The sequence below is a fragment of the Salinimicrobium aquimaris genome (assembly GCF_035607535.1).
GTDB lineage: Bacteria > Bacteroidota > Bacteroidia > Flavobacteriales > Flavobacteriaceae > Salinimicrobium.
Window position 1 is genome coordinate 1 of record NZ_JAYDZX010000013.1, and the last position, 14,043, is coordinate 14,043.

A 14,043-nucleotide genomic window follows, 5' to 3' on the forward strand; every position below is an offset into this window, starting at 1 on the left:
TTCAAGTAAGTAAGATTATTTCTTTTTGTATAGCTTATCTTTGAAAAGATCCTCACAATTCAAACATACGAGGGTTCCAAACCCTGAAAGGGTTCAAAACTCGGCAGGACTGCAGGCCTTACAGGGTTTCCTAACTCTAGCAATTCTTGTACTTGTCGTACAATCCGCCACCGGCTTTGATCATTGGGGTGATTTTCTCCAGCCTGCTTTGTTTGGTGGCTTCCCTTTTAGCTTCCGAAATATGGTCACAGTACTCTCGCTGTCTGCCCGGGGTAAGATTCTTAAAGGCCACTTCTAAAGCAGGATCTTCGGCAAAAGCCGATTCAAGTTCGGGAGGGATCACGTTCCTTTTGGCCTTTTCTGGTTTTATCTCCTTGCCTTCCTTTTGATTCTGCACTGCTTCCAAAACGTATTTTCGAAGTTGCTCAACCGGAATATCCTCTCCTTTTTCAAATCTTATCTGTCTTAGCGCCTTTGTCTTACTTTCCTGTGCATTTTCCAGTAAAGCAGTATTCTCCCTGAGCAAAGCTCCGTTGTAGAACCACATTGCGCAGTGGTTCTTGAAAGCAGCAATGGAAAGGACATTTTTGCCGCCTACAGTGTAAACAGGTGCGCCCCATTTAATGGTCTCCTCGACATCTGTGCCAAGGATCATTTCCCTTAGCTTTGTTAGTTCCTCTTCCCAACCGGGATGCGCTGCTATATATTCTTCTGCTGATTGGATGGCCATAGTTTAATCAGGAATTAGTTTCAAGTTGAAATTTAATTGAGTATCTAGACCTCACAGGTTTCAAAAACCTGGGAGGTCTTTATCTTATTTATTGGACCTCGTTGCAGTAAGCTCGGCTATTTTGACAATTACTTCTACAGCTTTCTGCATGCTTTCCACCGGTACATACTCATATTTTCCGTGGAAGTTGTGGCCCCCGGCGAAGATGTTAGGGCAGGGGAGTCCTTTGAAACTGAGCTGTGCTCCGTCGGTTCCGCCGCGAATTGGCTTGATGATAGGAGTCACGTCCACCTGTTTCATGGCCTCTTCGGCAATATCCACTATGTGCATCACCGGCTCAACTTTCTCCCTCATATTGAAGTACTGATCTTTAATCTCAACGCTAACACAATCTCTTTCCTGCTGGCTGCATATCTCCTGCGCCAGGTCCTGCATCATCTGTTTTCTGGCCTCAAAATGTTCCCGGTCATGGTCACGAATAATGTAGTGTAGAGTTGTTTCCTCCACATCACCTTCTATTGCATTCAGATGGAAGAAGCCTTGCCGGTCTTCTGTATGCTCGGGTGTCTCCAGGCGTGGCAGGGAATTGATGAAATCCATAGCAATGTACATGCTGTTGATCATCTTGTTCTTGGCATAGCCGGGATGAACGCTTTTCCCGCTGACTTTCACTACCGCTCCTGCCGCATTGAAATTCTCGAATTCCAGTTCACCCACCTGGCTGCCGTCCATGGTGTAAGCCCATTCGGCTCCAAACTTTTCTACATCAAATTTATGAGCGCCCCGGCCAATCTCTTCATCGGGAGTGAAGCATATTCTAATAGCTCCGTGTTTGATCTGCGGATTGTTCAGGAGGTACTTCATGGCTTCCATGATCTCGGTAATTCCGGCTTTATCGTCGGCTCCGAGGAGGGTAGTGCCATCGGTAGTAATTAAGGTCTGTCCCTCATACTGTAGCAGATCGCTAAAGTAATCAGGGGAAAGGATAATGTCCTTCTCCTTGTTTAAAACTATGTCTTTGCCATCATAATTTTCTATGATCTGTGGATTGACGTTAGTGCCCGAAAAATCTGGGGTAGTATCAAAATGTGAAACAAAACCAATTACCGGCACCTGGTGATCAACATTGGAAGGCAGGGTTGCCATGACATAGGCATTTTCATCAATGCTCACATCCTGCATTCCCATGGCCTGAAGCTCACCTTTTAATTTATTTGCAAGATCCCACTGTTTTTCCGTGCTGGGAGTGGAGTCGCTGGTTTCATCACTTTGGGTATCTATTTTGACATAGCTTAGAAAGCGGTCAATAATCTCTTGCTTGTTGGTCATTTTTGCTGAAGTTTTACCAAAAATAATCATATAAGAAGTAGGTTCAAAACCTTTTATCTTTTCCTCTATATTTGTGCAGCTTTGTGTTAATTTTGCTGAAACTCCTCGCCATGTATCAAAAGATAATCCGGCCGCTCTTATTCAATATTGATCCTGAAAAAGTCCATTATTTTACCTTTTCTGCACTTAGAAAAATATTTCTGCTGCCGGGAAGTCAGAAGTTAGTGCGCAAGCAGTTTGTAATTGAAGACAGGCGTCTTGAAAAAGAGGTGTTTGGAATCAAATTTCCCAATCCCGTAGGACTTGCTGCAGGTTTTGATAAAGATGCAAAGTTGTATAAGGAACTCTCAAATTTCGGGTTTGGATTTGTGGAGATCGGAACTCTTACCCCAAAACCGCAGCCGGGAAATGAGAAGAAGAGATTATTCAGGTTAAGGGAAGACAAGGCGATCATTAATCGCATGGGCTTCAACAATGGGGGAGTGGCCGAAGCTGTCGGGAGGTTGAAGAAGAATACCGGAGTATTGATTGGGGGGAATATTGGAAAGAACAAAATCACTCCTAACGAGAACGCAGTAGATGATTATTTGATCTGCTTTAATGCCCTTTTTGAGCATGTAAATTATTTCGTGGTGAATGTGAGTTCTCCAAACACGCCAAATCTTCGGGAACTTCAGGATAAGGAGCCTTTAACTGCTCTGCTCAACACCCTTCAGCAGGAGAACCTGAAGCGACCAACTTCCAAACCCATCCTTCTAAAAATAGCTCCAGACCTTACAGATGCCCAGTTGCTGGATATCATAGAGATAGTAAAAGAAACAGGAATTGCCGGAGTTATAGCGACCAATACCACTATTTCAAGGGATGGTTTGACTTCAGAAGACAGAAATGAGGTAGGAGGACTAAGCGGAAAACCATTGACTAAACGAGCCACAGAGGTGATCCGGTTCCTTTCTGAAAAAAGTAATAAAGCCTTTCCTATCATTGGCGTCGGGGGAATTATGACTCCCGAAGATGCTATAGAAAAACTTGAGGCAGGTGCAAGCCTTGTGCAGTTGTATACGGGGTTTATCTATGAAGGACCTCACCTGGTTAAAAGGATCAATGAGGAAATTATAAAACGCGCCAAGTGACCGCCGAATTAATTCCCTTTCTTACTGCTTCCATACTTCTCACCTTATCTCCCGGGCCAGACATTATTTACGTACTGGTGCAGGGAATGACCAACGGGAAGAAGCATGGAATAGTTACAACTTTAGGGCTGGTTTCAGGAATTATTATTCATACGAGTTTAGTGGCATTTGGAGTTTCGGCTGTTATTAAACAATCCGAGGCTTTGTTCCTGCTCATTAAGATCCTCGGTGCGGGATATTTGTTCTATTTGGCGTGGCAGGTGTACCGCAGTGATGCCAGCATCAAGATTGGAGCAGAGATCAGCGGTAGTAAAAAGGAAATGGCTTCCCTCTTTAAAAGGGGATTTTTGATGAATGTTCTAAACCCAAAGGTTGCTATCTTCTTTCTTGCATTTTTTCCCGGCTTTCTCTGGGAGCCGGAAGGGAATACCGTAGTGCAATTCTACATCCTTGGATCTCTTTTTATGTTGCAGGCTTTTCTCATCTTTTCTACGGTCGCGATCCTTGCCGGAAAGATCTCGACATATCTCAACAAGCACCCGTACTCAGGAGTGATCTTTAAGTGGTTGCAGGTGGTAGTATTTGTCGGGATTGGGATTTTTATTTTGGTATAGAAGAGTTGGTTTGCTGTTTTGAATATTGAGCAAAGAACTTTTGCTATTAGCCTTTAGCCGTTGTTTTTTCATGTATCCTGGACCGGGATTTATAATCCGTGATACGGTGTTTGTTTTTTTACTTCACCTCCTACCAACGGATGACCGCAGGTGGGGGTGGGGTCGGGGTTAGCTTTTAATTGTATAAGAATAAATCTGCTTCCCTGTTCGCTTTTACATAGTTTCAAAAATTCTATTAGACTTTTTATTCTCCTAAATCTGATGGCGAAATTTGAAAATGTGACGAATTTGGAAACATTCAAAGACCCTTGTCTTGATTCTTGGCTCTTGTAGCGAAGCGGTCCAGGGTCTTTTTTTTCCTGCTTCTTCCATCGTAAATCTCAATTCTAACTTCCTTATATTTGGCCTATGGGGAACATTAAAATTATTGAATGTCCGCGGGACGCGATGCAGGGAATAAAAACCTTTATTCCTACAGAAAAAAAAGTTCAATACATACAATCCTTATTACGCTGCGGGTTCGATACCATCGACTTCGGAAGTTTTGTTTCTCCAAAAGCGATTCCGCAGATGGCCGATACTGCAGATGTGCTTTCACGACTGGATCTTTCCAAAACCCGGAGCAAGCTTCTGGCAATTGTTGCCAATACCCGTGGAGCCGAGGATGCATCCCAATATCCGGAAATTCATTATTTGGGCTATCCGTTTTCTATATCCGAGAACTTCCAGATGCGGAATACCCATAAAACCATAGCCGAATCGGTCGAAACGCTGCAGGAGATCCTCAACATTGCAGGAAAAACGGGAAAGGAAGTCGTAGCTTACCTTTCCATGGGCTTTGGTAATCCTTATGGTGATCCCTGGGATGTGGAGATCGTAGGGGAGTGGACAGAAAAGCTTTCCGGAATGGGTGTGAAAATCCTATCCCTGTCTGATACCATTGGGAGCTCAACACCCGAGGTGATAGAATATCTTTTTTCCAATCTTATTCCAAAGTACCCCGAGATCGAATTTGGAGCCCATCTTCATACTACCCCGGCTAAATGGTTCGAAAAAGTGGATGCAGCGTATAGATCCGGCTGTAAAAGATTTGACGGAGCTATTCAGGGTTTTGGTGGCTGTCCTATGGCCAAGGATGAACTCACGGGGAACATGCCTACTGAAAAATTGCTCTCTTACTTCACCTCAAAAAAGGATGATACCAACGTAAAAATGATGAGTTTTGAAGCTTCACACAACGAAGCTACGAAGATCTTCAGCGTTTATCATTAGAATTACTAATAGCTTCTTTATCTGCTATCAAAAAATAGTATTTAAAATTGGTCTAAATAAACTGTGTCAAAAAAGCTCACAGTTCTATATTTGCATCTCTATTTTAAATAAGTCTAAATAAACCACAAATGAAAAAAATTTTATTTGCTGCACTAGTAGGAGGGATTGCCTTCACTTCATGTTCAACAGATGATGACGTTATTTATCCGGACCCTTCCATTGAAGTTCCGGAAACTTATACCTTTACAAGAAATGGAGAGTCTACTGTCTCTTTTAGCGGGCAAACTACCAGGATCCTTATGGCCGGGGAACTGTTCGGTGACCTCCTAAATCCGGAGATGACAGAAGAAAAGCTTTCCAACATGTTCTCAAATGAAGAAAATCCTTTTTCTTCCGAAGATCTCAATTCCAGTTCAAAGGACATAAAAAGTAAGGTGGCTGCTTCAAAACTTTACTTTAGTTCCAACTCTGTAGAGAGCAACGCTATAAAGAGCACTTTTGAAAGCTGGATAAGCGAGCAGGTTACAGATGTTTTTCCCAACTGGGAGACTTTGGCCGAAGAAGGTGTTGCAGGACAAATAGCACAGGGAGATAAAACCCGATACGTAAACGGAAAGGGAATTGAAGTGAATCAAATCTTTGCTAAGAGTCTGATAGGAGCTTTAGTGACAGATCAGATCCTCAACAATTATCTTTCAGAGGCTGTACTTGATGAAGCAGATAATACCGAAAAAAATAGTGAAGGTGCTACAGAAGAGGGTAAAAGCTATACTACTATGGAACACAAGTGGGATGAAGCTTATGGTTACCTTGTAGGACATCCATCTATCTCCTCAGAATCTCCTTTGGCTTCTCTTGATTCACATGAAGACAAATTACTTTTTAATTACCTTGTAAAGGTGGATAATGATCCTGATTTTGCCGGAATTGCCGAGGAAACTTTTGAAGCGTTTAAAACAGGGCGTGCTGCAATCGTAGCAGGAGATTATGAACTTCGTGATGAACAGGTTGCGATAATTCGCAGGAATTTATCTCTGGTAAGTGCAGTACGTACTATATATTACCTGCAAAACGGCAAATCTGCCATGGCCAACGAGGACTTGGGTACTGCCTTCCACGGACTTTCTGAAGGTCTGGGTTTCCTTTACAGTCTTAGGTTTACTCATAACCCCGAGACCGGAGAACCTTATTTAGCTCCCGAGGTGCTCCTGGGATATCATGAGCAACTCACAGCAGGAAACGGGCTATGGGATGTGACGCCTGAGACTCTTGACAGTATTTCTGAAGCTATAGCAGATGCTTTTGGAATAACTGTTGCCCAGGCTGCAGAATAAATAAAATTAGAGAAGGGCCGGTACTGCCGGCCCTTTAATACAACTACAATATTATGTTCAAGAAAATAAAACTTCTCGTTTTAGCTGCTTTTATTGTCGCCTGTAACTCCGACGATTCGGGAAAATCCGGAAATACAGATACAGATAATTTTGACAGGGGAGCCATGCTTGAAAATTGGGCTGATAATATCATCATTCCGTCTTTTGAAAATTTTTCAGGTAAGACAGCATCTCTCGAGGAGGCGGCAGTTAATTTTGCTGAAGATCCTTCCGAAGGAAATCTCGCAATTCTAAGGGCTGCATTTGAAGAGGCTTATCTGGAGTATCAAACCGTTGCCCCCTTTGAAATAGGAGAGGCAGAGGCCCTCGATTACCATGGATTCCTTAATATCTATCCAGCAGATGCCGCCGCTATAACAGCAAAGGCCGAAGCTAATAGTTTTAATCTTGAGCTGCCGGGTTCCAGGGATGAACAGGGTTTTCCTGCACTCGATTATCTAATCAACGGACTTGGGGAAACTGATACCGAAATTGTTTCCTTCTATACTTCTGAAAATGAAAATTCCGAAGGTTATAAAAATTACCTTACGGCGGTAACAGCCAGGATCAATGCACTCACTAATGCAGTTTTGGCTGACTGGAAGAATTCATACCGCGATATTTTTGTAAACAATACCAGCTCCTCCAGTACCGGATCTGTAGATAAGTTCACTAATGATTTTGTGATGTACTTCGAAATGGATCTGCGTTCAGGAAAAATCGGAATTCCCGCAGGAGCTTTTTCCGGTAACCCTGCGCCCGAAACCGCCGAAGCTTATTATTCAGAAGACCTTTCAAAACAGCTTTATCTAAAAGCCTTTGAGACTTTCAGGAACTTCTTTAATGGAAAGCATTTTAACAGCAGTCAAACAGGTCCAAGTTACAAGCAGTATTTGGAGTACCTCCATTCCATAAGGGGAGGAGAGAACATTGCTGCCTTGATCAATGAGCAGATGGCAGATGTTGTACAACAGGCAGACGCGCTTCAATCAAATCTTGCAGAGCAGGTGAGGACCGATAAGGACGTCATGTTAGCTGCTTTTGATGAATTGCAAAAGCTGGTCGTCCTCCTAAAGATCGATATGTTGCAGGCCCTTGACATTAGTGTTGACTATGTTGATACCGACGGGGATTAACCTGTATTAGATTGTTGGGATCATGAATATTGCCAGGTATTTAAAAAAAGATACTGAAGCCGCCCCTCTGGCGGTGTTCCGTATCTTTTTTGGTCTTATGATGTTTGGCAGTATAATGAGGTTCTGGCTTAACGGCTGGATCGAGAAGCTTTATATTATACCTCAATTTTCCTTTTCCTATTATGGTTTTGAATGGGTGAAACCGCCGGGTGATCTCACTTATGTGATCTTTGGTATTTGTGCCCTGGCTTCACTGGCAGTTGCTGCAGGCTACAGGTACAGGCTGTCCATTATTCTTTTCTTCCTAAGCTTTACTTATATAGAGCTTATGGACAAGACTACTTACCTCAATCATTACTATTTTATAAGCCTTCTTAGTTTTCTGCTGATTTTTCTTCCGGCCGCGAAATACTACTCGGTTGACGCTTATAGAAATCCCGAAAATTCTGTTCAAAGGGTGCCATCCTGGTGTATTGACAGTATCAAATTGTTGCTCGGGATCGTGTATTTCTATGCAGGGCTCGCCAAGATAAATTCCGATTGGCTTTTCAGAGCAATGCCCCTTAAGATCTGGTTGCCCTCCAAATATGATCTTCCCCTCCTGGGAAATATCCTGCAACAGGAGTGGGCACATTATTTCTTTAGCTGGTCTGGAATGATCTATGATCTCACCATTCCTTTTCTGCTACTTTACAAGCCCACGCGTTGGTTCGCTTTTCTCCTGGTGGTGATCTTTCACGGGCTCACCAGGATTCTGTTCCCCATTGGAATGTTTCCCTTTATAATGATCGTAAGCAGCTTAATATTTTTTGACGCAGGCCTGCATCATAAGATCCTGGAGAAGATCTCGGCACTGTTCAAAATTTCTAAGGCTCGTTTTGATAATGCGAAGATCCTCATACTTCCTGCTCAAAAAAGGTATTTTACGGTCGGTTTTTTGGTTCTGTTCTTTACAGTGCAATTACTCTTCCCCTGGAGATATCTTTTATATCCCGGCGAGCTTTTTTGGACAGAGGAAGGCTTTCGTTTTTCATGGCGGGTAATGCTAATGGAGAAAGCCGGTTATGCACAATTTAGAGTGGTGGATGGAAAAACAGGAAAAACCTTTTATGTGAATAATGGAAATTTCCTCACCCCGTTCCAGGAAAAACAAATGTCTTTTCAGCCTGATTTTATTCTCCAGTATGCCCACTTTTTAGCCGATCATTTTGAAGGGCAAGGTTTCGAGCACGTCGAAATCTATGTCGATAGCCACGTAGCTCTTAACGGTCGAAGAAGTACTCCTTTTATAAACCCCCGGGTCAATTTGCTTGAACATAAAGATTCTTTTGAGCATAAGACCTTTATTTTACCTTTTCATGACAGCATCAAAGGCTTATAGCTTTGTTCTATTTCTCCTGGCATTCAATCTTGCCGCATATGCTCAATATTCATTAAGCGGAAAAGTCATTTCTGCCGAAACAGGAGAACCGGTTCAAAACGCAGAGATTTACAACCGCACAACGGGACAACTTACCATCGCGGGCAGAAATGGGGCATTCGAAATTAAATCCTTGTCTGCCGGCACCTACGACCTTGCATTTTTTATTTATGATCATGAAGTAAAGGAGCTGCAGCTCGAGTTATCGCAGGACCGGGAGCTACTTGTAGAATTATTTCCGCTTGCCGAAAGTCTTTCAGAAGTGGTGCTGGTCCAGCGAAGAAAAGAGATCTTTGCGCTACGTAACCTTCGAAAAGTCGAGGGAACTGCAATTTACGCAGGAAAGAAGAGTGAAGTGGTACTCATGGAGGAGATCACAGGAAACCTTGCAGCCAATAATGCCAGGCAGATCTACAACCAGGTGGTAGGCCTGAATATTTATGATAACGGAGACGCTGGGTTGCAGTTGAACATAGGGGGACGGGGGCTGGATCCAAATCGCACCCAGAACTTTAACACCAGGCAAAATGGTTATGATATTTCTGCAGATGTACTTGGCTACCCCGAAAGCTATTATACACCACCTGCTGAAGCTCTCAACGAAATACAGGTAATTAGAGGTGCAGCTTCCCTTCAGTACGGGACGCAGTTTGGCGGGTTGATCAACTTTAAATTTAGGAAACCAAATCCGGTAAGAAAGATCGAGCTTATCTCGCGACAATCGGTTGGTTCTTATGACCTTTTCACCAGTTTTAACAGCCTTAGCGGAACGCTGGGAAAATTCAGCTACTATACATTTTACAATTATAAGACCGGAAATGGGTATAGACCGAATTCAGGCTATGACTCCCAAAATGCCTTTGCTCACCTCAATTATGAATTCAGTGAAAACACGAGGCTCAGTTTCGAGTACACCTGGCTGGATTATCTTGCACAGCAACCCGGCGGACTTACAGACAGGCAGTTCTACGAAGATCCTGTTTACAGTAACCGAACCCGTAACTGGTTCCAGGTGAACTGGAATCTTTTTGCTGTAAAGCTCGAACACAAATTTTCTCGAAAAACCGATCTTTCATTTAATGTTTTTGGACTTGATGCCTCCCGAAAGGCTGTGGGATACAGGGAAAACAGGGTCTCCCAGGCCGATGACCCCGAGGCTCCAAGAGAGCTCCTATCCGATGAGTTTAACAACTGGGGCGCCGAGTTAAGACTGCTTAGCAGGTATAACGTCTTCAATGAAGAATCGGTCATTCTCCTTGGCAGCAAATATTATACGGCTCAAAATGAACAACGGCAGGGACCGGGAACTGCGGCAGCCGATGCCGATTTTTCCTTTGCCGATGAACAGTTTCCGAACTATAACAGGCAATCAGATTTCACCTTTCCTAACCAAAACCTGGCCTTCTTCGGTGAAAACATCTTTAATTTGACTGGAAAGTTTTCTGTTACTCCGGGATTTCGGTTTGAATACATCAATACCCGCAGTGAAGGAACCTATAAAAATATCTTTTTGGACAGGGCGGGAAATGTGCTGAAGAATGAAACCCTTCCGGATAACAGGGAGTTCGAACGTAGCTTTGTCTTACTGGGATTGGGAAGTAGTTATGAATTAACACCTGATTTCGAGCTCTACGGGAATTTTTCTCAAAACTATCGCTCGGTAACCTTTAATGACATTCGTGTAGTAAACCCGGTTTTTCAGGTGGACCCGAATATCACCGACGAAGAAGGGTTTACTGCAGATGTTGGGATAAGAGGCAGATGGAAAAACTATGTTTCTCTAGACATAAGTGCTTTCGCATTAGAATATAACAACCGGATAGGAGAGGTGCTCAAAGCAGAAGAGAGATTAAATGCCATGGAAGAGTGGGAACGGACAGGAAGGATAATCAGGTTTCGTGGTAATATAGGTGATGCTTTCATATATGGCCTTGAAACCTTTGCAGACTGGAACTTAAAAAACACCTTTTTGAGTGGCAATTCGAACATGATCTCAAGCATTTTTGTAAACGCTGCATTTACAAATTCCGAATATCTAAGCTCAGAACAGAACAATGTAGAGGGAAATCAGGTAGAATTTATTCCCTTGATCAACCTTAAGACCGGGGTTAATTTCGGCTATAAAGATTTTCTTGGCAGTCTGCAGTACACTTACCTTTCAAAGCAATATACAGATGCTACGAATGCCCCGCAGGACAGGACCGATTCTCAGCGTGGGATTGAAGGAGCTATTCCCGCTTATGGAATTCTCGATCTTTCTTTTTCCTATTCCCTGGGAAGGTTTAAGCTGGAGGGCGGTATCAACAACCTTCTCAATAATTCCTACTTTGCAAGAAGGGCTACAGGCTATCCCGGGCCGGGAATAATTCCTGCACAGCCATTGACCTGGTATTCCACTTTACAGATAAGACTATAGTTCCTTTGAGGTGCGACTAAACTGTTCTGGCTCAAAGAATTTCAATAGTTTTAAGCAGCATTACCGGGTTAAGGAGCTGGATTAATTTCCTGTAAATAATTAGGAGTTATAATTCCCTTATGTGGTATAAAGAATGTATATTTGCACGCAATTAAATCTTAATTGCCATGATCGCACACACCTCCAGGATATTGGGCGAAGGACTTACTTACGATGACGTACTTTTAGTTCCTGCCTTTTCAGAAGTCCTACCTCGCGAAGTCAGTATTCAATCAAAATTTACGCGTAACATCACGCTGAACGTTCCCATCGTTTCTGCAGCTATGGATACCGTGACCGAATCCCGTATGGCCATTGCCATTGCCCGGGAAGGAGGGATTGGAGTGCTTCATAAGAATATGACCATAGAAGATCAGGCGCTTAAAGTGCGAAAGGTAAAGCGTGCGGAAAGCGGAATGATCATCGATCCGGTCACTCTTCCTATAACTGCAAGGGTAGGTGATGCGAAAGAGAATATGCGGGAGCATAGCATTGGAGGAATTCCTATAGTAGATGAAGAAGGAAAGTTGCTGGGGATCGTGACCAATCGTGACCTGCGTTTCGAAAAGAATAACAACCGGCCAATTTCTGAAGTTATGACTTCTGAAAATCTGGTGACTGTTGCTGAAGGTACTTCTCTTGAAGACGCCGAAGGAATCCTGCAGCAGAATAAGATCGAGAAGCTACCTGTTGTAAATGATGACGATAAGCTGGTCGGGTTGATCACCTTCCGGGACATCACCAAGCTCACTCAAAAACCTATTGCCAATAAAGATTCCTACGGAAGGCTGCGCGTTGCAGCTGCAGTAGGGGTGACGGGAGATGCTGTAGACAGGGCTGAAGCTTTAGTAAAAGCCGGGGTGGATGCTATTGTTATTGATACAGCTCACGGGCATACTAAAGGAGTGGTGACAGTGCTGAAGGAAGTAAAGAAAAAATTCCCCGATCTTGAGGTGGTTGTAGGGAATATAGCCACGGCCGAAGCCGCCAAATATTTGGTGGAGGCAGGAGCCGATGCTGTAAAAGTGGGAATTGGACCGGGATCTATTTGTACTACAAGAGTTGTTGCAGGAGTTGGTTTTCCGCAGTTCTCTGCAGTCCTGGAAGTGGCAGCAGCTATTAAAGGCAGCGGAGTTCCAGTAATTGCCGATGGTGGGATCCGTTACACCGGGGATATTCCAAAAGCCATTGCTGCAGGCGCAGATTGTGTGATGCTGGGAAGTCTTTTAGCCGGTACCAAGGAGTCGCCGGGCGAAACTATTATCTACGAAGGAAGGAAGTTCAAATCTTACCGCGGAATGGGCTCTGTCGAAGCCATGAAACAAGGTTCTAAAGACCGTTATTTCCAGGATGTGGAAGACGATATTAAAAAATTGGTGCCCGAAGGAATCGTAGGGCGCGTACCTTATAAAGGGGACCTTTATGAAAGTATTCACCAGTTTGTTGGCGGTTTACGTGCCGGAATGGGCTATTGTGGCGCGAAGGATGTTGCTACTTTAAAAGAGACAGCCAGATTTGTAAAAATAACTGCATCAGGGATCAATGAAAGCCATCCTCACAACGTAACCATCACCAAAGAATCCCCCAACTACAGCAGGTAATTTTTTAGGTTTAGAAAGAGACAGGAACAAGGATTCTTTACTTGGCAGTATTTAGTAGCCGTTGGCAGTTTATTTTTTTGCACCCACCACTAAACGGTCATCAAGACTCGGTTAAACTTGTCCTTGGAAATTTATCCGGTAGATATATGTTTGACGTCCTGTAGGGAAAAAAATAGGAAATATAAAACTCCTTAAGTCAGTTTATAAAAGTTAAAAGTAAAAGGGTCTCAAAAATGACATTTTTGAGACCCTTTTTAATCTAAAATCACCGACAACTGATCACCGACCACTGATCACCGACTGATCACCGACTGATCACCGACCACTGATCACCGACCACTGATCACCGACCACTGATCACTGACCACTGATCACCGACCACTGATCACCGACCACTGATCACCGACCACTGATCACTGACCACTAAAATTATTCCTTCACCTGAATCCCAAGTTTACCAATAACCTTCATGGTAATATCAAATTCCTCGGCAGAAAAGGCGAGATCGTTACCACCTGAGTGGAAGATCTGCGTGTAATTTTCCTCCTGTATTACCTGCAACATAGCTCCATTGATCTTTTCATAAAGAGGCTTTGTGAGCTCATTTCTCCTAAGCTGCATCATAACACTGGCTTTTTGCCTAAAGTTCTTGATGTCGTTTTCTAAACTTATAATTTCAGTTTCCTTTGTTTTTCTTTCTTCTTCAGAAAGGCTTGTACTGTTGGCCTGGTAATCCTTCACCAGGGTCTCGTATTTGGTAACGTTGTTTTCCAGTTCTTTTTGCAGCTCGGTGTTGTAGGTTTTCAGGCCTTCATTGACTTCAGCCATTTGTGGCATTTGATTCAGAATATAATCGGCATCAATGGTTCCTATTTTCGACTGCGAAAAGGCAGAGATACTTAAAAAGGCAAAACTTAAGGCTATTAGATATTTTTTCATGATTTGAATTTAGTTTTCGCAAATATAAAGCTGCAGTGGTA

Annotated in this window: 11 protein-coding genes; 8 read left to right on the forward strand and 3 right to left on the reverse strand. The window is 43.3% G+C overall.

Annotated features, from left to right (window positions below):
- Positions 1 to 136: 136 nt before the first annotated feature.
- Positions 137 to 730, reverse strand: a complete 594-nt coding sequence (locus tag VR862_RS12520; RefSeq protein WP_324721321.1) for a YdeI/OmpD-associated family protein — start codon at positions 728 to 730, stop codon at positions 137 to 139.
- Between the two features lie 84 nt (positions 731 to 814).
- A complete protein-coding gene (pepT, locus tag VR862_RS12525; RefSeq protein ID WP_324721322.1) occupies positions 815 to 2,059 on the reverse strand; it encodes a peptidase T in 1,245 nt (414 codons plus the stop codon).
- A gap of 110 nt (positions 2,060 to 2,169) precedes the next feature.
- Here pepT and VR862_RS12530 point away from each other — a divergent pair, with 110 nt between their 5' ends.
- From VR862_RS12530 to guaB, 8 genes are all read left to right on the forward strand, one after another.
- Positions 2,170 to 3,192: a quinone-dependent dihydroorotate dehydrogenase gene (locus VR862_RS12530; RefSeq protein WP_324721323.1), complete on the forward strand. Its 1,023-nt coding sequence runs from the start codon at positions 2,170 to 2,172 to the stop codon at positions 3,190 to 3,192.
- Complete coding sequence (locus VR862_RS12535) at positions 3,189 to 3,806, forward strand: LysE family translocator (RefSeq protein ID WP_324721324.1); 618 nt, start codon at positions 3,189 to 3,191, stop codon at positions 3,804 to 3,806. The genes VR862_RS12530 and VR862_RS12535 overlap by 4 nt, the downstream gene beginning before the upstream one ends.
- Positions 3,807 to 4,214: 408 nt before the next feature.
- Positions 4,215 to 5,078 (forward strand): hydroxymethylglutaryl-CoA lyase, encoded by an 864-nt coding sequence (locus tag VR862_RS12540; protein WP_324721325.1) that lies wholly within the window; start codon positions 4,215 to 4,217, stop codon positions 5,076 to 5,078.
- 128 nt (positions 5,079 to 5,206) lie between these two features.
- On the forward strand, positions 5,207 to 6,412 hold the full coding sequence (locus VR862_RS12545; RefSeq protein WP_324721326.1) for a DUF4856 domain-containing protein: 1,206 nt from the start codon (positions 5,207 to 5,209) through the stop codon (positions 6,410 to 6,412).
- A 53-nt stretch (positions 6,413 to 6,465) separates the two neighbouring features.
- A complete protein-coding gene (locus VR862_RS12550) occupies positions 6,466 to 7,587 on the forward strand; it encodes an imelysin family protein (protein ID WP_324721327.1) in 1,122 nt (373 codons plus the stop codon).
- A gap of 22 nt (positions 7,588 to 7,609) precedes the next feature.
- Positions 7,610 to 8,968, forward strand: coding sequence for an HTTM domain-containing protein (locus tag VR862_RS12555; RefSeq protein WP_324721328.1), 1,359 nt, complete (start codon positions 7,610 to 7,612; stop codon positions 8,966 to 8,968).
- Positions 8,946 to 11,423, forward strand: coding sequence for a TonB-dependent receptor domain-containing protein (locus VR862_RS12560; RefSeq protein ID WP_324721329.1), 2,478 nt, complete (start codon positions 8,946 to 8,948; stop codon positions 11,421 to 11,423). Before VR862_RS12555 ends, VR862_RS12560 begins: the two co-directional genes overlap by 23 nt.
- Positions 11,424 to 11,590: 167 nt before the next feature.
- Positions 11,591 to 13,063, forward strand: a complete 1,473-nt coding sequence (guaB, locus tag VR862_RS12565; RefSeq protein ID WP_324721330.1) for an IMP dehydrogenase — start codon at positions 11,591 to 11,593, stop codon at positions 13,061 to 13,063.
- Between the two features lie 429 nt (positions 13,064 to 13,492).
- Here the strand turns inward: guaB and VR862_RS12570 are convergent, their stop codons facing one another.
- Entirely contained in the window at positions 13,493 to 14,002 is a 510-nt protein-coding gene (locus VR862_RS12570) for an OmpH/Skp family outer membrane protein (RefSeq protein WP_324721331.1), read from the reverse strand.
- Positions 14,003 to 14,043: the final 41 nt, after the last annotated feature.